The sequence below is a fragment of the Achromobacter semiaridum genome (assembly GCF_053543755.1).
Map to the genome: position 1 here is coordinate 1 of NZ_JBLVOL010000039.1, position 21,688 is coordinate 21,688.

The following is a 21,688-nucleotide window of genomic DNA, read 5'->3' on the forward strand; positions in this document are numbered from 1 at the left end:
ACCCGCGACGCAGCAGGCCCGCCCGGCGTCCGCCTCGGCTCCCCGCGCACCCGCGCCCGCCCCGGCGCAGCAGGCCTGCCAGAGCTGCGGCGTGGTGGAAACCATCCGCCAGGTGCAGGTGCCGGTCAAGGACAACAGCAGCAATCTGGTCGGCACCATTGGTGGCGGCGTGGTGGGCGGCGTAGTGGGTAATCAATTTGGCGGAGGCAACGGCAAGACGGCGCTGACGGTGCTTGGCGCTGTGGGCGGTGCTTTGGCAGGCCGCGAAGTTGAGCGTAATATCAGACAGCAACAAACGGTGACGCACTATGAGCTGACGGTCCGCATGAGCGACGGCAGTGCGCGCCAGTTTCGCAGCGCGCAACCGTTTGCCTTTGCGTCCGGCGACCACGTGCGTGTGGAAAACAACCAGCTGCTGCCCGGGTAACCCGCGGCCGGCGGCAATAGTCTTTGGGGAGACCTGGCATGAGCGACCAATTCACGAACCCGTTCGTCCTTCCTGGCATGGGACAGAATTCCGATCTGTCGGGCAACCCCTTGCTGGCAAGCATGGAAATGATGCGCCAGGCCTGGGCGGGGTTGACCGGCCCGGGTGGGCTGGCCAGCAGCTTGCCGATGGCGCCTCCCATGAATCTTGAAGACCTGGACCGCCGTATCGCTGAACTGCGCTCGGTCGAGAACTGGCTGCGCATGAACCTGTCGATGCTGTCCTCCACCATCCAGGGCATGGAAGTGCAGCGATCCACCATCAGCACGCTGCGCGCGTTTGTGGACAGCGCCGCCAGCATGGACATGAACGCCGTGCGCGATAGCGGCGCGGCCTCGCCGCTGGAAGTGGTGCTGGGTTTGAAGCCCGCGCCGAAGTCCGCCGCCAAGCCGGCATCGTCGTCCGCATTCAGCGCGCGTGACGACAAGCCTCAAGATGCCCCGCCCGCGGATGCCGCCGCGGACGCCACCAACGCCACCCACGCGTCCGAATCGGCCGGGCCGGGAATGACCGAACAGATGGGCGCCGCCGCCCAATCCGCGTCCAAGGCCTGGTGGGATCTGCTACAGCAGCAGTTCAACCAGATCGCCGCCGCCACCGCCGCGTCCATGCCGACCAACCCCGCCGCGCCGACGGCCGGTGACGACGCCAGCCAAACCAAACCCAAGGACACCAAGGCCGCCGCCAAGTCCGAGCCCAAGGCTTCCAAGCCCGCCGCCCGCAAGACCGCGGCCAAGTCCGCTTCGAAGAGCGCCGCCAAGACCGCTCCTCGGGCATCCAAGAAAACCGGGCCTGCCGACGGCAAGCCCTGATCTCCTTCCAATCGACTCGCATCGGCCGCAAGGCCGTTTGCGCCGTCTCTTAACCTATCTGAACCTATGCTTAATGTAGTGATCCTCGCCGCCGGACTGGGCAAACGCATGCAGTCCAACCTGCCCAAAGTGCTGCACACGCTGGCCGGCAAACCCATGCTGGCTCATGTGCTGGACAGTGCGCGGCAATTGAAGCCCGCGCGCATCATCGTTGTGGTGGGCCACGGCGCGGACCGCGTCAAACAGGACTTTGAGGGCCAGCCGGATCTGCACTTCGTGTTGCAGCAACCGCAGCAAGGCACCGGCCACGCCGTGCAGCAGGCGGTGCCGCTGCTTCAGGAAGGCAGTGGCAAGGACGACGTGACGCTGGTGCTGTACGGCGACGTGCCGCTGGTGCAGCCCGACACGCTGCAACGCCTGCTGGATGCGCGCGGCGCGGGCGCCGCCGTTCTGACCGAAGTGCTGGACGATTCCACCGGCTATGGCCGCATCGTGCGCGATGACAAAGGCAACGTGTGTCGCATCGTCGAACACAAGGACGCGTCGGAAGCTGAACATGCCATCAAGGAAGTGAACACCGGCATCCTGACCGCGCCGACCGCCAAGCTGAAAGACTGGCTGACCCGCATCGACAACAAGAACGCGCAAGGCGAGTACTACCTGACCGACGTGGTGGGTCTGGCCGTGGCCGATGGCGTGCCCGTGGGCGCGGCGCAACCGGGCGCCGGCTGGGAAACGCTGGGCGTGAACAGCCGCGTGCAGCAAGCCGAACTGGAACGCCGCTGGCAGGGCGAGCAGGCCCGCCGCCAGCTTGAAGCCGGCGTCACGCTGGCCGACCCCGCCCGATTCGACGTGCGCGGCACGCTGTCTTGCGGGCGCGACGTGTTCATCGACGTGGGCTGCGTATTCGAAGGCAACGTCACGCTGGCGGACGGCGTGCGTGTGGGCCCGCATTGCGTATTGCGCGACGTCAGCGTCGGCGCGGGCACGCAGATCGAGGCGTTCAGCCATTTGCAGCAGGCCGAAGTGGGCCGCGATGCGCGCGTTGGCCCGTATGCCCGCCTGCGTCCGGGCGCCGAATTGGGCGACCGCAGCCACGTGGGCAACTTCGTCGAAATCAAAAAGAGCGTGCTGGGTGCCGACAGCAAGGCCAACCACCTGGCCTACATCGGCGATGCCGACATCGGCGAACGCGTCAACGTGGGCGCGGGCACCATCACCTGCAACTACGACGGCGTGAACAAGCACCGCACCGTCATCGAAGACGACGCCTTCATCGGCTCGGACACGCAACTGGTGGCCCCGGTGCGCGTCGGCCGTGGCGCAACGCTGGGTGCCGGCACCACGCTTACCCGCGATGCGCCGGCCGACAAGCTGACCGTCTCGCGCGCCAAGCAGCTTACCGTTGAGGGTTGGCAGCGTCCCGCGAAGAAGTCGTGATGGCGCAGAAAGACCCTGCCCCGGACAGCGCCTCGGCCGGCCCCCGGGGCGCTTCCAACGGCAGCGCCAACAGCAGCACAAAAAGCGCGCTGCCCGACGGCCTGCCGGCGCCGCGTCGGTACTGGGCGGCCGCCACCGTCATGACAGGGATCAGCCTGTCAGTGCTGGACACCACCATCGCCAACGTGGCCTTGCCCACGATTTCCGTCGACCTGAACGCCTCGCCGGCGCAGGCCGTGTGGATCGTCAACGCCTACAACCTGGCGGTGGTGATGGCGCTGCTGCCGCTGTCGGCGCTGGCCGAACGCATCGGCTTTCGCCGCATGTTCACCTTTGGCCTGATCCTGTTCACGCTGGCATCGCTGGGCTGTGCGCTGGCCGGCACGCTGTGGCAGCTGACCGCCGCGCGCGTGTTCCAGGGCGTGGGCGCCGCCACGCTGATGTGCATGTTCGGCGGCCTGGTGCGCAACATCTATCCGCTGCACATGCTGGGCCGGGGCATCAGCATCAACGCCACCACGGTGGCCGTGATGTCGGTGCTGGGTCCCACCATCGGGTCCGCCATCCTGTCGGTGGCGCCGTGGCCCTGGATCTTCGCCGTCAATCTTCCGATCTGCGTGCTGGCCATGTTCGGCCTGCGCCACCTGCCCGAAGTGCCGCGCAACGATGTGAAGCTGGACTGGATCAGCGCCTTGCTGTGCATGGCGACGCTGGGCGTCTTCATTTCGGGCGTCGACATGATGGGGCAGGATCTGCTGCGCGGTATCGGCCTGGTGGCCATCGCGTCCGTGGCGGGTCTGGTGCTGGTGCGCCGCGCGCGCAAGCAGCCGGCGCCGCTGGTGCCGGTGGACCTGCTGCGCATCCGGCCGCTGGCCTTTGCCGTGGGGGTGTCCGCCTGCACGTTCGCCGCGCAGATGGCGTCGTATGTATCGCTGCCGTTCTATTTCCAGCAGGTGCTGGGCCGGCCCTATCTGGAAGTGGGCATGTTGATGGGCGCCTGGCCCGTGGGCACGGCCATCATCGCCCCGCTGGCGGGCCGCCTGTCCGACCGCTACTCGGCCGCAACCCTAAGCGGCGTGGGGGCGGCGACGATGGTGATCGGCATGCTGTGGCTGACCTTGTTGCCGGCCACGGTGTCCAACTGGCCCATCGTGGCGGGCATGTTCGTGGCGGGCGTCGGCTTCGGCTTCTTCCAGACCCCGAACAACCGCGCCATGCTGTCGGCCGCGCCCCGCTCGCGCAGCGGCGCGGCGGGCGGCTTGCAGGCCACCACGCGCGTGTTTGGCCAAAGTTTCGGTACCGCGCTGGTGGCCATCGCCTTCAGCGTCAGCCTGGCGCATGGCCCCGGGCTGGCGTTGGTGCTGGGCACCATTTGCGCCGCGCTGGCGGTCGTGGTGAATACGGTGCGGTTCAACAAACTGCGTGCCTAGCGGCCGTTGCGCCCCTGGGTCCCGGCCGCTTCTATAATGGCGGCCGGCGCCTGCTTCCCTTTGCCAGGCGCGCGAAATTCCTTATTTGAAGGCGTGCAGGCATGAAAATCACGGTCGTGGGTACCGGTTACGTTGGGTTGGTGTCGGGAGCGTGCCTGGCCGACATGGGCAACGACGTCATGTGTCTGGACCTGGACGAGGCAAAAATCGCCCTCCTGCGCCAGGGTGGCATCCCGATCTACGAGCCCGGCCTGGAAGACCTGGTCCGCCGCAACGTGCAGGCGGGCCGCTTGCAATTCACGGACGACGTCGCGCAGAGCGTGGCCTTTGGCGACGTGCAGTTCATCGCCGTGGGCACCCCGCCCGGCGAAGACGGCTCGGCCGACCTGAAGTACGTGCTGGCCGCCGCGCAGAACATCGCCCGTCACATGACGTCGCGCAAGCTGATCGTGGACAAGTCCACCGTGCCGGTGGGCACCGCCGACAAGGTGCGCGCCGTGGTGGCCAAGGAATTGGACGCGCGCGGCGTCGACATCCCCTTCAGCGTGGCGTCCAACCCCGAATTCCTGAAGGAAGGCGCGGCCATCAATGACTTCATGAGTCCCGACCGCGTGATCGTCGGCGCCGACGACGACTACACCGTCGGCGTCATGCGCCGCATCTACGAGCCCTTCCAGCGCACGCACGACCGCCTGATGGTGATGGACGTGCGTTCGGCCGAGCTGACCAAGTACGCCGCCAACGCCATGCTGGCCACGCGCATCTCGTTCATGAACGAGATGGCGAACCTGGCCGAAGCGCTGGGCGCCGACATCGAGCAGGTGCGCCGTGGCATCGGCGCCGACCCGCGCATCGGTTACCACTTCCTGTACCCGGGCGCCGGCTATGGCGGCTCTTGCTTTCCGAAAGACGTGCAGGCGCTGGTCAATACGGCCGCCGAAAATGCACTGCCCATGCGCGTCATCGAAGCGGCCGAAGCCGCCAACCATGCGCAGAAATTCCGCCTGTCCGAAAAACTGGTTGCGCGCTATGGCGAAGACCTGCGCGGCCGCAGAATCGCGTTGTGGGGCCTGTCCTTCAAGCCCAACACCGACGACATGCGCGAGGCGCCCAGCCTGACGGTCATCGCCGAACTGACCCGGCGCGGCGCTGAAGTTCGCGCCTACGACCCGGTCGCCATGCACGAGGCCGCGCGCGTGATGGTCGGCCAGCCCGGCATCAGTTTCGCCACCGATATGTACGACGCGCTGGACGGCGCCGACGCGCTGCTGATCGCCACGGAATGGAAAGTCTTCCGCGCCCCGGACTTCGACCGCGTGAAGGCCCTGTTGAAAACGCCGCTGATCATCGACGGCCGCAACCTCTACACGCCGGCCGACGTGCGCGGCATGGGCTTTGAGTATTCCGGCATCGGACGCGCATGAAGATTCTGCAACTGAACTTCGAAAAAGGCTGGCGTGGCGGCGAACGGCAGACGCTGTATTGCATGCGCGCGTTTCGCAAGGCCGGCCACGATGTCGAAGTGATGTGCCGGGAAGGCGCCCCGTTGGCGGAACGCGCGCGGCAAGAAGGGTTTGTGGCGCATACGCGGCGCAACGTGCCGGGGCAGCTGGCGTTCCTGGCCGGCGCGGGCCGCTATGACATCATCCACGCGCAAACCGCCAACACCATTACGTGGGCCGTGCTGACCAAATGGCTGCATCGCCGCCGCGTGGTGTTCTCGCGGCGCACGTCGTTCGTGGTCAAGCCCGGCGACGAATGGAAAACCGGTTTCAAGTGGCGCCACGCCGACCTGTTCGTGGCCATCAGCGAGATGGCCGCCAGCGAACCGCGCCGCCTGGGCATTGAGCCCGTCATCATCCGCAGCGCGGTCGAACCGCACGCCATCAACGCCGACAACGTTGCCAACCTGGTGCGTGAATTCGACCTGACCGGCAAGAAGGTCATGGCCACGTCAGCCGCGCTGATCCGCGACAAGGACCCCGTGACGCTCGTGCGCGCCGTGGGCGAGTTGGCCAAGACCCGCCGCGATTTCGTCTTCCTGCACTTCGGCGCCGGCGGCGACCGCGAACAGCAGGCCAAGGACGAAGCCCGCCAACTGGGCATCGAAGACGTCTACCGCTTTGCGGGCTTTCGCAAGGGCGTCGAAGACTTCTACAGCATCCTTGACGTCTTCGTCATGAGCTCCGAAGAAGAAGCGCTGGGCAGCAGCGTGCTGGACGCCTTCTTGCAGCACGTGCCGGTGGTGTCCACCGATGCCGGCGGCCTGAAGGAAAGCCTGGCTGACGGCCGCGGCGTGCTGGTGGCCGTGGGCGACCACCAGGCCATGGCCGCCGGCATGGCCCGCTGCCTGGATGACGCCGCCTTCCGCCAAGACGTCACGCAACGCGCGTACGAGTACGTGAAAAGCGAACACGACGTTCAAAAGATGGGCAACCGCTATCTGGCGCAGTTCGAGCGCTTATTGGGTCGGGCCTAGTCTCTTGCAGGCGGACGCCGGCTTCGTAGCTGGCTCGACCGATAAACTCGGGCTCCAACTCTATGAACAAGCTGGCTAAAAGCGCCCGGGAAGCATTGGGGGACAACATGGCGTCCGCGCCGATGCCGCTTCACCCCCTGACATCAATCCGCGTTTCGAATTTTGCCCGGTGCACCGAAAAGAACGTGCGCACGTTGCGTACGTTCGCCTGGGCGGTGAACGCGCGGTGGACCAGCGCGTGGTAGGCGGGCATGTCTTTCACCTGGGCGATCACCACGAAATCCGGTCCGGGGGATACCCGGTAGCACTGCAAGACGGCGGGTTCGGTCAGCATGCTTTGCTCGAATGCGTCCAGGCTTTCGGCGGCCTGGACGTCCAGGGTGATTTCGACGATGGCGGTCAACGTGCTGCCCAGCTTCTCGGCCGCCAGGATGGCGACTTGGCGGGCAATGACGCCTTCATCCACCAGGCGTCGCACCCGGCGCAGACACGTGGGGGGCGACGCATGCACCCGCGCGGCCAGGTCCTGATTCGTCAGTGAACTGTCCAGTTGAAGCTGCTCAAGAATACGCAGGTCCAGGTCGTCCAGCTCCGGCTGCGGCAAAGCGGGGTTCGGCGGTTGATTTTGCATGATTAATTCAAAAACATAGTTCTGACGAAAGATAATTTAATCACAAATACGTAAGTAAATTAAATTCCAGACGATGGCATATTAAGAAATCATATTTCTTCGCGCCTCGCGCACAATGCGTCGGTACCCGAACTTAAGTGGAGTTTTCCTATGTGCGGCATTGTTGGCGCCGTCGCCCAGCGCGACATCACCCCTATCCTGGTTGAAGGTCTGAAGCGGCTGGAATATCGCGGCTACGACTCTTGCGGCGTCGCCGTGTATGCCGACGGCCATCTGCGCCGCACGCGCAGCACGCAGCGCGTTGCCGAGCTGGCCGACCAGGTTGCCCAGGACAAGGTCCAGGGCTTTACCGGTATTGCGCACACGCGCTGGGCAACGCACGGCGTGCCCGCCACGCACAACGCCCACCCGCACTTTTCGCACCTGGGCAACGAAGAGCCCCGTATTGCGCTGGTGCACAACGGCATCATCGAAAACCACGACGAACTGCGAGCCGAACTGCAAGCCGTCGGCTATGTGTTCGAAAGCCAGACCGACACCGAAGTCATCGCGCACCTGGTGAACCACCTGTACGCGGGCGACCTGTTCGAAGCCGTGCAAAATGCCGTGCGCCGCCTGCATGGCGCCTACGCCATTGCCGTGTTCTGCCGCGACGAACCGCATCGCGTCGTGGGCGCTCGCCAGGGCTCGCCGCTGGTGGTGGGCGTGGGCCAGAACGAGAACTTCCTGGCGTCCGACGCGCTGGCGCTGGCCGGCACCACGGACCAGATCATCTATCTGGAAGATGGAGACGTTGTCGACCTGCAACTGTCGCGCGTGTGGATTGTGGACGCCAACGGCAAGAACGTGGACCGCGAGGTGCACACCGTGCACGTGCACACGGGCGCCGCCGAACTCGGCCCGTACCGCCACTACATGCAAAAGGAGATCTTCGAACAGCCGCGCGCCGTGGGCGATACGCTGCAAGACATCGAATCGATCACGCCCGAGCTGTTTGGCGACGATGCCTACAAGATCTTCAAAGACATCGATTCGCTGCTGATCCTGGCTTGCGGCACCAGCTACTACGCCGGCCTGACCGCCAAGTACTGGATCGAGTCCATTGCCAAGATCCCGGTGGCCGTGGAAATCGCCAGCGAATACCGCTACCGCGACAGCGTGCCGAACCCGCGTTCGCTGGTCGTCACGATTTCGCAGTCGGGCGAAACCGCCGACACGCTGGCCGCGCTCAAGCACGCGCGATCGCTGGGCATGGACAAGACGCTGACCATCTGCAACGTGTCCACCAGCGCCATGGTGCGCGAGTGCAAGCTGTCGTACATCACGCGCGCCGGTGTTGAAATCGGCGTGGCCTCGACCAAGGCCTTCACCACGCAGCTGACCGCGCTGTTCCTGTTGACGCTGGCGCTGGCGCAAGTGCGCGGCCACCTCAGCGACGAGCAAGAAGCCGACCACCTGAAGGCGCTGCGTCACCTGCCGGTGGCCATCGGTTCGGTGCTGGCGCTGGAACCGCAGATCATGGCGTGGGCCGACCGCTTTGCGTCCAAGGAAAACGCCTTGTTCCTGGGCCGCGGCATGCACTATCCGATCGCGCTGGAAGGCGCGTTGAAGCTCAAGGAAATCAGCTACATCCACGCCGAAGCCTACCCGGCCGGCGAACTCAAGCACGGCCCGCTGGCCCTGGTGACCGAGCACATGCCCGTCGTCACTATCGCGCCCAAGGACGAGCTGCTTGAAAAGCTGAAGTCCAACATGCAGGAAGTGCGGGCGCGTGGCGGCGAGCTGTATGTGTTCGCCGATGCCGACAGCAAGATCCAAAGCGCCGAAGGCATGCACGTGATCCGCATGCCGGAAAACTACGGCAAGCTGTCGCCCATCCTGCACACGATCCCGCTGCAACTGCTGTCGTACCACACGGCATGCGCGCGCGGCACCGACGTGGACAAGCCGCGTAACCTGGCCAAGAGCGTCACGGTGGAATAACCGGTCGGGTCGTCTTTCAGGTTCGTCTTTCATATCAAGCACTTGGCCCACCGTATGCGGTGGGCCAAGTGCTTTTGAACAGGGTGATTCCAGGCGCATTATCCAGGCGATTATGACTGGCATGTACACCACGATTTTGCAATATGGAATTATTGCTTTAGGCTATTAATAAATCCCGGCTGAACGGGTATTATGTTTTTCAGTATGGTTAAACAAGAATAAGAAATACGCTTTTTAATATTCATTAACAAGTGCCCGACCATCCTGTGTTGCGGTTTGTGTAATGAATGTAATTATTTGAGGGAAATCCCGGGGTTTATTACGGGCACCCTGACTCATTTCCACAGCAATAAAAATTTTTAGAAAGAATATTGCTGTCGGCCGCATCTACGATTCGTTGGCTCATCAAGAAACGGGTTTGTATACGTTTCGAGCCGTAACTTTCCTTAAGCAATAAGTCCGCCCAGTGGGGACAGTCGTATATCGATTTTGAATCGAATACGTGTCCTCGGGCGTCGATTTCTAGTGTCCACGACACGACGAAAACAGTGAGGCCCCCGTGGTAAAGAGAATCGCAGTGTGTGGCCTTGGATATGTCGGCCTGCCCGTAGCAGTCGCATTTTCCAAGCGCTTTGATGTCATCGGCTTTGATGTGGATAAGCGGAGAATCGCACGACTGAAAGAGGGACACGACTGGACCGGCGAGATAGAAGACGACGCCCTGCGTGCCTCTGCCATGACCTTTACCGACCAGATCTCTGAACTGGAAGGGTGCGACTTTTTCGTGGTTGCCGTTCCCACGCCCGTCGACGAAAAGAACAACCCCGATTTTTCCTTGCTGGTGCGCGCATGCCAGTCCATCGGACCCGTGCTGCGCCCGGGCTGCATCGTGGTGTTTGAATCCACCGTCCACCCCGGCGCCACCGAGGAAATCTGCGGCCCCGAGCTGGAAAAAGTGTCCGGCCTGCGCTGCGGCATCGATTTCAAGCTGGGCTACAGCCCCGAACGCATCAACCCGGGCGACCGCGAGCATCCGCTGGAAAAGATCGTCAAGATCGTGTCCGGCCAGGATGAAGCGTCGCTGGAAATCATTGCCGGCGTGTACGAGAAGATCATTGACGCCGGCGTGCACCGCGCCTCGTCCATCAAAGTGGCCGAAGCCGCGAAGGTGCTGGAAAACACCCAGCGCGACATCAACATCGCGTTGATGAACGAGATGTCCAAGATCTGCGATCTGGTCGGCATCCGTACCTCGGAAGTCTTGAACGCCGCCGGCACCAAGTGGAACTTCCTGAAGTTCTCGCCCGGTCTGGTGGGCGGGCACTGCATCGGCGTGGATCCGTACTACCTGACGTCCAAGGCGCAGGAACTGGGTTACCACCCCGAAGTGATCCTGTCGGGCCGCCGCATCAACGACGGCATGGCCAACCACGTCGCGCAACGCATCGTGCAGACGCTGGCCCGCAATGGTCGCCTGAATGCGTCCACCCGCGTTGGCATCCTGGGCATGACGTTCAAGGAAAACGTTCCCGACATCCGGAACTCGAAGGTCGTCGATCTGTACAAGGCGCTGGGCAGCTACGGCATCACGCCGGTGGCCTGCGACCCGATGGTCGACCCCGAGCAGATGGAACACGAATACGGCATCAAGCTCGTCCCCCGCGCGGAATTCGGCGGCATGGACGTGTTGATTCTCGCGGTGCCCCACCGCGAAACCATGGAGACCATCTGGGAAGACATCCCCGGCCTGGTCAACAGCGGAGGCATGGTGTGCGACTTGAAGTCGGTGCTGGATAGCAAACGCCTTGCCCCCGACCTCTTGTACTGGACTCTTTAAGTTCAGGCTCGCTATCCATCACTACAGGAGAGACCCTGGATGACTGCATTTACTATCGCTCCGATCGGCACCTGCCGGATCCATACGCCGCTGCGCGATGCCGTGGGACGCTACCCGATCAAGCTGCAACTCGGGCGCAACTACGGTTTTGTGCACACCAGCGCCGAGGCGCTGCAACAGGCGCGCTTCATGTTCGGCCAGGCCGACATTCCGGCCGACGTACAGCGCCTGATCTTCCGCCCGTCCAATGGCGAGCAAGCTCGCCGTGGCACGCATAAGCCGGCTGACCTGTACATGGTTGAGCTGTCTTCGCGCAAGCTGCTGACCATCGACGGCCATCCCATTCAATCGAACTACCTGGTTCGCTACTTCAGCGAGTTCTTCGCCGACCGCGCGCGCACCCGGATGTTCTGGCAGCTTGCCAGCACCGATCGGCTTGCCGAACGCCGTGCGCAGCTGGACCAGGACGCGGTCTTCAAGAGCCTGTCGCGCGAAGACCAGGAACTGTTGTCGCGCATCGTCAAGCGCGACCAGACCGATGAAGAAATCGAAGCCGAAATGCGCGAGCTGGTCGCGCTGCTGGGCCATGAAAAGGTGGTGTTCGTCACCCACGTCAACGCGCTTACGCCGGACAACGTGCCGATCGAACAACGCGCGCAGCTGATCGCCACGGTGGCCGCCAGCGCGCAGCACATCGGCGTGCCGTGCTACGACCCCACGCCGCTGATGAGCAAGATCGGCCAGGCCGAGGCGATGGAAGACGGTGGGCTGGACCTGACGCACTACACGCAGGTCTTCGCAGAACGCCTGTGCCACGAATGGTTCAAGAACTACATGCGTCCGCGCATGAGCGCGTCCACCACGCAGGTGGCCGTGCCCAAGCTGGGCGCCGACGACAGCGCCGAGCGCATCGAAAAGATCTGGGACGCCGGCGACCTGCGCGAAGCATCGCGCCGCGTGCGCGACGTGCTGCGTCGCCACCCCGGCCTGCCCGAGCACACGCTGCTGTTTGCACGCATCCAGGAAGAACTGGGCGACTACGAAGGCTCGCTCGCGCTGCTGGGCAGCGCCGACGGCGCCCTGGCCACCGGCAGCAAGGCCGAACAGATCCTGATGCGCAACCACTTCAAGCTGGGCCGTCACGACCTGGCGTACTCGCTTGCCGCCGGCCTGCTGGGCGACGAAATCGAAACCCCTGAAATCGTGCGCATCGCGGCGGTTTCCGCCGGCCAGCTGGGTTACGTGGACGAGTCGCTGGGCAACTGGAAGCAGCTGTTCCGCATCTCCTCGCCCACCGACGCCACCGCGCTGGAAGCGGCCGACACGGTGCTGTCGCTGTTGCAGACCAGCGGCGACATGGAAGCCGTGATTCGCTGGGTCAATGAAGTGCGCGAAGCCATCCCGACGTATGGCCGAGGCTTTGCCGTGCTGTGGCGTGACCGCCTGTTGGCTGGTGACCGCGCCGGCCTGCGCGCCCTGGCAGCCGAATCGCCCGCGTTGGAAGACGTGGACGCGCTGGAACTGGTCAAGGAAGCCTCGTGGCGCGGTTGCATCATGGCCGCCGCCGCGCTGGCCGCCTCTTGCGGCCTGGCGAACAGCCAGCACGAAGACATCAGCGCCTGGCTGCAATCGCAGTCCACCGCATGGGCCGAGGAAGGTACTCGCGCACTGGAAGACGGTCGTCTGCGTGACGCCGCCGAACGCATCTGCGCACACCGCCTGCTCAACCCCGACGCCCTGACCGCCGTGCGCGCGCAGCGCGCGTTCGAACGGGCGATGCGTCTTGGCGTGCGCGCCGCGCTGCTGGCCGGCAACCACAAAGAAGTGATCGACCTGACCGACGTCGCGTTGGACACGCAGCTTGATTTCCCCGAGCTGGACACGATGCGTGGCCGCGCCGCCGATGCGCTGGGCGACAAGCAAACCGCCATGCGCCATCTGGAACAGGCCGCCGCCGACAAGGCCGCGCCCTTGAGCACGCAGCTGTACTTTGCCCGCGTGGCCTTCAACGGCGGCTGGTTCGGTGAAGCCATCGACGCCTACCAGGCGGTGCTGGCCAACGCCTCGGCCGACCAAGGCGCCAAGGACGAAGCCGAACGCCAACTGGGCAGGCTCGGCCCGCGCGCCATTCGCGGCGCCCGCGAACTGCTGGCCGCCGGCGATCATCGCGCCGCGTGGAACCTGCTGGAACGCGTCGCCCAGTCGTGGCCGCAGATGACGGAAGTCGAGCACGAAAAGCGCCGCATCATCGCCGTGCTGTACGCCGAAGCGCGCGCGCTGGATCCGGCCAGCACCACCGAGCGCCTGGCGCTGGGCGAACGCATCGTGGAACTGGTGCCCACCGACGCCATCGGCCTGCGCCTGGCCGCCGTCGGCGCCATGCGTTTGCATCGTTTCGAACAGGCCCTGCCGTACTGGCGCCGCCTTCGCGAACTGTCCGATAACCCCACGCAATTCGATCACTACATCGATCGTTGCCTGGTGTGGATCGAAAAGGCTAATCGAAGGAAGGCAGCATGAACCCACCACTGACTACCGAACGGGCGGACGTTTCGTCCGATCTCCAATGGGTGCATGCCCAGTTGGAGGAGATCGTCACGGCGTCGGTGCGGGTCCAGGTCGCACAAGAAAACCTGGCGCGCGCCGAAGCGTTGGCGCGCGATCATCTGGAAGATTCCAAGGTCCGCTTCCTGTTGCTTCGGCTGAAGGAATCGGCGGGCTTGAACGAAGGCATGGCCGAGCAGTGGGCAACCTTGCTTCAAGAATGCCCCGACGACCTTCAGATCGTCCGTTATTGCGCGACGCGACTGGTCAAGGAACGGCATCTGGACGAGGCCTTGTCCCTGGTCGACCGGCATCTGCCGGCCTCGTCCGAGAATCCGTCGCGGCTGTTCTCGCGCGCCAAGCTGCTTAGCGACATCCGCGCGCACGAGCAGTCTGACCAGTTGTTCCGTCGGCTGATCCTTGAGCACACGGATCGCAATATCCGCGTCGAATTCGCCAAGCGGCTGCGCAAGCGCGGCTTGCTGGCGGACGCGTATGAAGCCATCCGCCCTGTCGCCGCGCACCTGGCGCCCGGCAGCAAGGCGGCGGAACTGGCCACCGCGCTGGCGGCCGATTACGCTTTCTTCAAGGGCTTGGAGCCCGAAGGCGGCCTGGCGGGCAAGGACGTGCGCATCGTGTCGATGAAGCATGCCATCCTGCACTTTCGCAACCGCAAGATTGCCGAGCAACCGCCGGAAAAGCCCGTGTCCGTCGCCCTGGTGACGGGCAGCCTGGGCCCCGGCGGCGCCGAGCGTCAGTTGACCCGTCTTGCCGGCGAGTTGACGCGCATGGCGGCACAGCCGGATCGGCAGCTGCCTGACGTCGTGATGCGGCCCGAGAAGGTCGAGGTCATGGTCAAGCAGCACACCGAACCGGCGGGCTCGACCAAGAAGAAGCAAGGGCTGGACTTTTTCCTGCCGGTTTTGGTGCAAGCGCAGATCCCGGTGACCGAGATCAACAAGCTGCCCGCCATTTCGGTGGCGCACCAGTCCGTGCCCGACGGCCGCCTGGGCCGCATGCTGGAACAGCTGCCCCCGCCCGTGCACTACGGTGTGACGCGCTTGGCCCCGGTGCTGCGCGCCAACCCCTTCGACGTCGTCAGCCTGTGGCAGGACGGTACGTGCCTGTTCGGTGCCCTGGCCGCTTTGCTTGCCGGTGTTCCGACCATCCACCTGGTGTTTCGCGGTCTGCCGCCCAACATCCGCAAGGACCGCTTCCGCGAAGAGTATCCCGAGCTGTTCCAGGCGCTGGCACAAGTGCCGGGTGTGTACTTCGTCAGCAACAGCCGCACCGCCGCCGAGGCGTACGCGCAGTGGCTGGGCATTCCCGTCGTGCGTTTCCACGTGCTGTACAACGGCGTGCCCGACCTGGCCACCAACGCCTCGCCCACCGACGAGCAGAAGTGGGAGTCCTTCAAGCAAGCCACCGCCGATGCCACCGAGACGGTCGGCGGCGTGTTCCGGCTGGAGCCGGACAAGCGGCCGCAGCTATGGATCAAGATGGCCGCGATGTACCTGAAGCGACGACCCCAGGCACGCTTTGTCATCGTGGGCGATGGACGCCTGCACGACAACATCGTCGCGCTGGCGGAAGAGCTGCGCGTGGTTGACCGGCTGCTGCTGGTGGGCTTGTCCAATCACGTGGGCTACTGGTATTCGCAGATGGACGCCAGTGTGCTGCTGTCGCGCTATGAAGGCTTGCCGAACGTGTTGATCGAAGCGCAGTTGTTGGGCGTTCCGGTGATTTCGACACCCGCCGGTGGCGCAGGAGAGTGCTTCGTTGAAAACGAAACGGGGCATCTGCTCAGCGACGTCGAACATCCCGACATGACAGAAGCCTGCGACAAGGTGGAGTCGATGGTCGACCTGGTGCGCAGTAACGAGTCATTGAAGGCGCAGAGCCGCAAACGGGCACAAGACCTGTTTTCGCTCGACGCGATGCTGTCCAAGTTCCTGAGCCTGTGCGTGCCCGTCATGCCCGTCTCGGAGAACGAGGAACGCATCGACTTCCCGCAGATGCAGCGCATGCTTGCGTGATCGGCGGCAAGTCTTTCCGAAGTCCAATAGATTGAAGGGTTTTATGCACATGAACGTCCCGGCTTTCGGCCTGCGGCGCAACGCGGCCTTCGCCATGCTGGTGTTGGCCGCTCTTTCACTTTCGGGATGCCAGCTGCCGCGTTCCGGTCCGATGTTGAGCGAAATGACGGGGGCACACGACGACAAGGACGTCATCGTGATGCCCGCCTCGCGTGAACTGGTGCAGGCCAGCAGGGTGCCTGACGTGGCCGACTTTCCCGTGCGCTATCGCGACCTGACCCAAGCGGGATTCGACCGCCTGGTGCCCGGTGACGGCATCAACGTGCGCGTGTGGGAACGCGGTGGCCTGGGCGTGTTCGCGGCGGACCCGTCTGGTGTCAGCGACCTGGGCAACCAGGAGATCGACCGTTCGGGCAACGTCTATTTTCCCATCCTGGGCAAGTTCCGCGCCGAAGGCCTGACGCTGGCGCAGCTGCATGATTCCGTCGTCGGCCGCCTGGCCAAGCTGGTCGTGGGCGCCGACGTGAGCGTCACCCGCGTGACGGACGCGCGCGGCCAGATGGTGACGGTGCAGGGCAACCTGACCAAGCCCGGCATGTACCCGATCACGCAGACCGCCCAGCGCCTGAGCAGCGCGCTGGCGCAGGCCGCGCCGGTGCAGACCAACCCCGAACAGCTTGTCATCAGCCTGCGCCGCGACAACCAGGTGGCGTCGGTGCGCCTGTCGGACATCTACCGCAATCAGAACAACGACATCCTGCTGCGGCCGGGTGACGTCATCACCGCCTACGACTCGCGCGAATACCTGACCGTGCTGGGCGCGGCGGGCAACCAGGGGCGCGTGGCGATCAGCAAGCGAAATTACTCGGTGCTGGACGCGCTGGCCGATTCGCGCGGCCTGGACGACAAGCTGGCCGACCCGCGTTCCGTATTCCTGTTCACGCCGGCCAAGGCCGGTGTCGCCGGCAAGCCGGACATGCTGCCGGTGGTGTATCAGTTTGACCTGACGCGGCCCGAGCAGGTGGCGTTGGCGCGTGAATTCACCGTGCATGAAGGGCAGGCCATCTACATCTCCGATGCGCCGTTCACGCAGGTGCAGAAGGTGTTGTCAGCCTTCCGCGTCACCATGAGCGCCGGCTTCAGCGCCACGCGTGCGATCGACAGCGATTCGGGCTCCAGCTCTTCCGGCGTGACCCAATAGCGTGTCGATGAGTAACGAGGATCGGATCAAAGGGTGGCGTAACCGCCGCAAGGACAGTAACTACGCGGTAGGGTCGGGCGTCGATGCGTGGCGCCTGGACCCGGCCGCGCGGTTTGAAGCCAAGGCCACGCCCAGCGTGCTGCTCAAGCCATTGCTTGCGCGGCTGCTGGGCGAGCCGCACGACTCCGTTGCCGCCCGCCGGGCAGTGTACGAAGCGGTGCAGGCCGAGCTGGATGCGGAGATTGCGCGTAGCAAGGTCGATGAGACGCTGGCCGATTTTTCACGGCGGCGGCTGCGCCTGATCGTGCGTCTGCTGGAAACGGACATCCGCGCGGGTGTGGACGTCTTCGCGTCGGGCTACATGCCCGCCAAGTTGATCGCGGAAGACGAACGGCTGGCGGCGGCGCATGCGCGGCGCGTCGAACGCCGCAAGCAGGACGAGGCGCGCGATGCGCGCCGCCATGCGTCGCGCAACGACATCGCGCTGGAAATCGAATTGCCGCAGGGCGAAGCCGCGGATCTTGCGATCTTGCGGCAACGCTTGCAGGTGCTGCATGAAGGACACCACCCGGGCAGCGCCGGCCGTGGGCAGCCCGTGGGGCGCACGCTGATGGCGCTGTTCGTGTATCAGCTGCGCGTGATCCACGGCGAAAGCCGCATCGCGCTGCTGTGGGCGCTGGTCGGCCCCGTCGTACTGCTGACGTTGATTTCGTCGCTGTACATCCTGATGGGCACGCACTTCATTCTTGGCATGGACGTGCAAACGTTTTCGCTGTTGGGAGCCACCACATGGATCATGTTCCGGCAGATCGTTTTCCGAAGCAGCACGGCCTATATTTCGGCCCGGGGGCTGTTGAACTTTCAGGGCGTCACACCGCTGATGTGCGCGCTGGTGCAGGCGATGATCTACGTATCGGTGTACCTGGTGGTGTTCGCCGTGCTGATCAGCGCGGGTCACGCGCTGGGGATGATCACGCTGCCGGAAAGTTGGGCGGGCTTTATTCTGTTCGTGGTGCTGATGGGCTGCTGCGGGTCGGCAATGGGTGTGCTGTTCGGGTCGATTGCGACCTTCTGGCACTTCTTCCTGCGGCTGGCGCCCGTCATCGAACGGGGCTTGCAGATCTTCTCCAGCGTGTTCTTCGTGTCGGAGCAGCTGCCCGAGCATCTGCGCCCGTGGATCTTGTGGTCGCCATTCGCGCACGGCATGCAACTGCTACGTTCCGCTTATTTCGCGGCCTACGATTCGCACGATGCCAGCCTGGGCTATTTCCTGACGGCATTGGTGTTCATGATGGTGGTTGCCCTGGCGGCCGAACGTCTTGCACGCCCCAATGTCCAGCCGATGTAAGGGGGCCAGATGATTCACCTGAACGGCGTCACTGATGAACCCTATGCCTTTGGCAGCCGGCAACCGCTGCTGGCCAACGCCACGCTCGACATACCCGTCGGGCGCTATGCCCTGCTGTCGCATACGCCCGAGATGCACCGCCAGATTGTCGACGTGTTGTGCAACCTGCGGCCGCCGCGCCAGGGCTTCGTCAAACACGACGGCAATGTCTCGTGGGCGATCGGCCGGCAGGGCTTTATCCGTGGCAAGGCCGATGGCCTTGCCGTCATCGATTTCGTCTGCGAGATGTACGAGATCGATGTCGAGGCCACGCACGAACTGGTCGCCGACCTGATCAGCGATCCCAAGGTGCTGGCCAAACCCATGGAACATTGGCCGCTTTACGCACGGCAGGAATTCTCGTTCGCCCTGGCGCTGGCGCCGGCGTTCGACGTTTACGTGATCGAAGGGGCCATCCCTTTCGAACCCTGCCGGTTTACCCGGCTCTGGCTGGCCCTGTTCGAAGAGCGGTTGATCGGCCGGACCCTAATTCTCTCTAGCTACCGCCAGAACCAGATGGCGGACTACTGCCTCAAAGGCTTGATTTATGAACGAAGCGCTCTCAGCATCGAAGACGACCTCGACCAATGCCTCAGCAAATACCCCCCGCGACGATCTCGAAGCGACTCCGGCACCGGCGATGACGTCTTCGGAGGCGGCTTCGAGGACAGCCAGCTCGGGATCTGAGGGCGGCTCTGAAATCGAACGCCGCCGTCGCGAACGGCAGGCCGCGCTGCGCGAGCGCCGGCGCCATCGCTGGATCAACGCGTTCATCGTCATCGTGCCGGTGGCGCTGGCGCTGGTCTATGTAATGTTCGTCGCCACCCCGCGCTACGAAGCGGAATCGCGTTTCTTCGTGCAGTCCGGCTCCGGCCAGCAAGGCGGCGGAGGCGGCGCGGCAAGCCTGCTGACCACGGGCAACATGGGCGGCATGCTGGGCGGCTTTGTCGACGGCTGGGCGGTCAGCGATTTCCTGAAATCGCGCGACGCCATGCAACAGCTGGACAAGAAAGTCGGGCTGCGCCAGTACCTGATCCACACGGGCATCGACCCCTTCAACCATCTTGCCGAGGACTCCAGCGAAGACGACCTGTACCGCGCCTATCAGTCGGCGGTGCACGTGTCGTTCAACGCGTTGGAGCAGATTGACGTGCTGCGCGTCAGCGCGTTCTCGCCGGAAGACGCGGCGATGCTGTCCAAGGCGTTGATCGGCCTGGCCGAGGAATTCGTCAGTTCGATGAACGAAAAGGGCGTGGCCGACAAGCTGAAGGTCAGCGAAGAATCGGTCAGGTTGGCCGAGCAAAAGGCGCTGGCCGCGCGCGAAGCCTTGACGGCCTGGCGCACCACGCACGGCAACATCGACCCCACGGCCACGGTGGCCATGCTGTTGAACCTGTCCAGCCAGCTGGAAACCGAGCTGAGCAGTGCGCAGATCAATCTGGACAAGATCCGCGCGTTGGAAAACAAGGATCACTTCATGCTTAAGCCCGCCCAGATGCAAGTGGTGGCATTGCAAAAGCGCATTGCGTCGGTTCGCCGCCGCTTGAGCGGCGACGGCAATGCCGAAGCCAAGCAGCTCAAATCCTATGAAGCGTTGCGCAACACCCAGGCGTTCGCCGATTCCAACCTGACACTGGCGCAGCAGTCGTACCAACAGGCAATGACGGACGCGCTGCGCTTGCAACGCTATCTGTCCATCATCGCGCAGCCGGTGCCCACCGACCGCCCCAGCAGCCCACGCACCGCCATCCTGTTGCTGCAAGCGCTGGCGCTGGGCTTTGTGCTGATGTTTGTTTCGCGCGTGGCGATGGCATTGTTGAGGGGGCTGCGTCATGGTTGATACCGCCGTTGAAGAACGTCGCGCCCAGGCCGACGCCACCACGCAGCTGCGCGAAGTCATCCGCGATATTCTGGCGGCGGACGAACCCGCCGGCCAGATGGCCCGGCTGGGCCCGGCGCTGGCAAAGACGAACGAGGGCTGGCGCGATGTGCGACGCCTGCTGGTCGCGCCCTGGATGCGCGAAGCGAAGCTCACGCCGGCCATCGCCGCGCTGGAAACGCTGATTGCGGCGTACCCGGCCCGCGCCGATGACCGCCGTCTGCTGGCCAGCCTGCTGGGGCGCACCAAGCAGTGGGACCGCGCGATTGCCGAAGCCGACGCCGCGGCCGGCATCGAGCCCGCCAACGCGTCCTTGCACGCCGCGCGCATCCAGTTGCGCGTGCAGGCCGGCCGCGTGGCGGAAGCCGCCGTGGTCGCACGCGCCACGGTGTCCCTGGCGCGAGACGAGCCCGCCGAAGCGTATGCCTGGATGATGGCCTTTGCGCGTAACGGCGACACGGCCGAAGCGGCGGGCATCGCGGCCAGCCTGGACCCGGACCAGTTGCAAAATGAACGCGTCGCCACGATGGCGGTGCGCGCCTTGCTGGAAGACGAGCGCGCCGAGGCGGCCATCCAGTTGGGTGACAAGGCATTGAGCGCGGGCCACGACTGCCCGCCGTTGCGCGCATCGCTGGGCATGGCGCACCTGCGGCGTGCGACCGAGGATGACCGCAAGGTGCACGCGTTGACGCATTTTGAAGCCGGCCTGGCGGCCGCGCCGACGGACGTGCGCTTGTTGACGCTGTACGGCGAAACCCTGCTGCGAGCCGGCCGCTACAAGGAAGCCGCGGCCCCGTTGGCGCAGGCCATCGAACTGGCGCCCGAGCTGGAGCAGACGCGGGCCTTGTATGCGCGTGCGCTGCGCTACACCTTGCAGTACGACGATGCCGCCGCGCAGATGTTGAAGCTGGTCGAAAAGTCTCCCGACAAGCTGATCTGGCAGCGCTCGGCCATCGGCGCGCTGTCGCAGGCGGGCCGCAAGCAAGAGGCCGAGGCGCTGTACACGCAGTACGTCGCCACACGCAGCGCAAACCTGCCCAAGACCTTCCAGGAAGCCATGGCGCAGATGGAACAGCGCCTGCACATGGCGCCGATTCCGCAGGCGCGGCTGGACTGGGCCTGGTCGCTGCGTGGCGACGCCAACGCGGATCGCGCGGACTGGGAACGCCGCGCGCGCTGGGGCCACATGATCGACCATCTGCTGTTCGACTGGCTGGAATGCCGCGAAGACGATGTCGAAGAGGCCATGCAGTTGCTGGGTGAACTGGATACGGGTGAACGCTTTTTCGCGCCGCTGCTGGCAGCCGGCAAGGGCGTGGTGGTGGCGACGGCGCACGTCGGGCCGATGTATGCGGGCTTGATGGCGCTGGAGCTTCTGGGCATCCCGTCCCGCTGGCTTGCCACCGCGCCCACGGTGGCCCAAAGCAGCTATGCCACGGCCTTGATTTCCACCGCCGATCAAACCGAGGCGCAAGTGGCCAAGGCCTGCATGCGCGCCATCAACTCGGGCTACGTGCTGTGCCTGGCCATCGACGGGGGGGG

General features: G+C 64.6%; 16 protein-coding genes. 15 read left to right on the forward strand and 1 reads right to left on the reverse strand.

Features of this window, described 5'->3' with window-relative positions:
• The 6 genes from ACNPP0_RS12250 to ACNPP0_RS12275 all read left to right on the forward strand — a co-directional run.
• A partial coding sequence (locus ACNPP0_RS12250) for a glycine zipper 2TM domain-containing protein (RefSeq protein WP_448706034.1) occupies positions 1 to 427 on the forward strand: 427 nt, incomplete at its 5' end.
• Between the two features lie 38 nt (positions 428 to 465).
• Positions 466 to 1,299 (forward strand): PhaM family polyhydroxyalkanoate granule multifunctional regulatory protein, encoded by an 834-nt coding sequence (locus ACNPP0_RS12255; RefSeq protein ID WP_448706035.1) that lies wholly within the window; start codon positions 466 to 468, stop codon positions 1,297 to 1,299.
• A 66-nt stretch (positions 1,300 to 1,365) separates the two neighbouring features.
• Positions 1,366 to 2,739, forward strand: a complete 1,374-nt coding sequence (glmU, locus tag ACNPP0_RS12260; protein ID WP_332609011.1) for a bifunctional UDP-N-acetylglucosamine diphosphorylase/glucosamine-1-phosphate N-acetyltransferase GlmU — start codon at positions 1,366 to 1,368, stop codon at positions 2,737 to 2,739.
• Positions 2,739 to 4,169, forward strand: a complete 1,431-nt coding sequence (locus ACNPP0_RS12265; protein WP_448706036.1) for an MFS transporter — start codon at positions 2,739 to 2,741, stop codon at positions 4,167 to 4,169. Before glmU ends, ACNPP0_RS12265 begins: the two co-directional genes overlap by 1 nt.
• Positions 4,170 to 4,270: 101 nt before the next feature.
• Complete coding sequence (locus tag ACNPP0_RS12270) at positions 4,271 to 5,593, forward strand: UDP-glucose dehydrogenase family protein (RefSeq protein ID WP_332609009.1); 1,323 nt, start codon at positions 4,271 to 4,273, stop codon at positions 5,591 to 5,593.
• On the forward strand, positions 5,590 to 6,648 hold the full coding sequence (locus ACNPP0_RS12275; RefSeq protein WP_332609008.1) for a glycosyltransferase family 4 protein: 1,059 nt from the start codon (positions 5,590 to 5,592) through the stop codon (positions 6,646 to 6,648). The genes ACNPP0_RS12270 and ACNPP0_RS12275 overlap by 4 nt, the downstream gene beginning before the upstream one ends.
• Positions 6,649 to 6,778: 130 nt before the next feature.
• Here ACNPP0_RS12275 and ACNPP0_RS12280 read toward each other — a convergent pair whose 3' ends face one another.
• Positions 6,779 to 7,279: an Lrp/AsnC family transcriptional regulator gene (locus ACNPP0_RS12280; RefSeq protein ID WP_332609007.1), complete on the reverse strand. Its 501-nt coding sequence runs from the start codon at positions 7,277 to 7,279 to the stop codon at positions 6,779 to 6,781.
• A gap of 150 nt (positions 7,280 to 7,429) precedes the next feature.
• Here ACNPP0_RS12280 and glmS point away from each other — a divergent pair, with 150 nt between their 5' ends.
• From glmS to ACNPP0_RS12325, 9 genes are all read left to right on the forward strand, one after another.
• Complete coding sequence (glmS, locus tag ACNPP0_RS12285; RefSeq protein WP_332609006.1) at positions 7,430 to 9,262, forward strand: glutamine--fructose-6-phosphate transaminase (isomerizing); 1,833 nt, start codon at positions 7,430 to 7,432, stop codon at positions 9,260 to 9,262.
• A gap of 577 nt (positions 9,263 to 9,839) precedes the next feature.
• Positions 9,840 to 11,099: a nucleotide sugar dehydrogenase gene (locus ACNPP0_RS12290; RefSeq protein ID WP_332609005.1), complete on the forward strand. Its 1,260-nt coding sequence runs from the start codon at positions 9,840 to 9,842 to the stop codon at positions 11,097 to 11,099.
• Positions 11,100 to 11,138: 39 nt separating this feature from the next.
• A complete protein-coding gene (locus ACNPP0_RS12295) occupies positions 11,139 to 13,619 on the forward strand; it encodes a hypothetical protein (RefSeq protein WP_448706037.1) in 2,481 nt (826 codons plus the stop codon).
• On the forward strand, positions 13,616 to 15,679 hold the full coding sequence (locus ACNPP0_RS12300; protein ID WP_448706038.1) for a glycosyltransferase: 2,064 nt from the start codon (positions 13,616 to 13,618) through the stop codon (positions 15,677 to 15,679). The genes ACNPP0_RS12295 and ACNPP0_RS12300 overlap by 4 nt, the downstream gene beginning before the upstream one ends.
• Before the next feature lie 43 nt (positions 15,680 to 15,722).
• Complete coding sequence (locus ACNPP0_RS12305) at positions 15,723 to 16,880, forward strand: polysaccharide biosynthesis/export family protein (RefSeq protein ID WP_332609002.1); 1,158 nt, start codon at positions 15,723 to 15,725, stop codon at positions 16,878 to 16,880.
• 7 nt (positions 16,881 to 16,887) lie between these two features.
• Positions 16,888 to 18,228, forward strand: coding sequence for an ABC transporter permease (locus ACNPP0_RS12310; protein ID WP_448706039.1), 1,341 nt, complete (start codon positions 16,888 to 16,890; stop codon positions 18,226 to 18,228).
• A 9-nt stretch (positions 18,229 to 18,237) separates the two neighbouring features.
• Positions 18,238 to 18,954: a P-loop NTPase family protein gene (locus ACNPP0_RS12315; protein ID WP_332609000.1), complete on the forward strand. Its 717-nt coding sequence runs from the start codon at positions 18,238 to 18,240 to the stop codon at positions 18,952 to 18,954.
• A complete protein-coding gene (locus ACNPP0_RS12320; protein WP_332608999.1) occupies positions 18,908 to 20,107 on the forward strand; it encodes a KpsE/RkpR family capsule polysaccharide export protein in 1,200 nt (399 codons plus the stop codon). Before ACNPP0_RS12315 ends, ACNPP0_RS12320 begins: the two co-directional genes overlap by 47 nt.
• Positions 20,100 to 21,688: Vi polysaccharide transport protein VexE (locus tag ACNPP0_RS12325; RefSeq protein ID WP_448706040.1), on the forward strand; the 1,589-nt coding region annotated here is incomplete at its 3' end. The genes ACNPP0_RS12320 and ACNPP0_RS12325, both read left to right, overlap by 8 nt.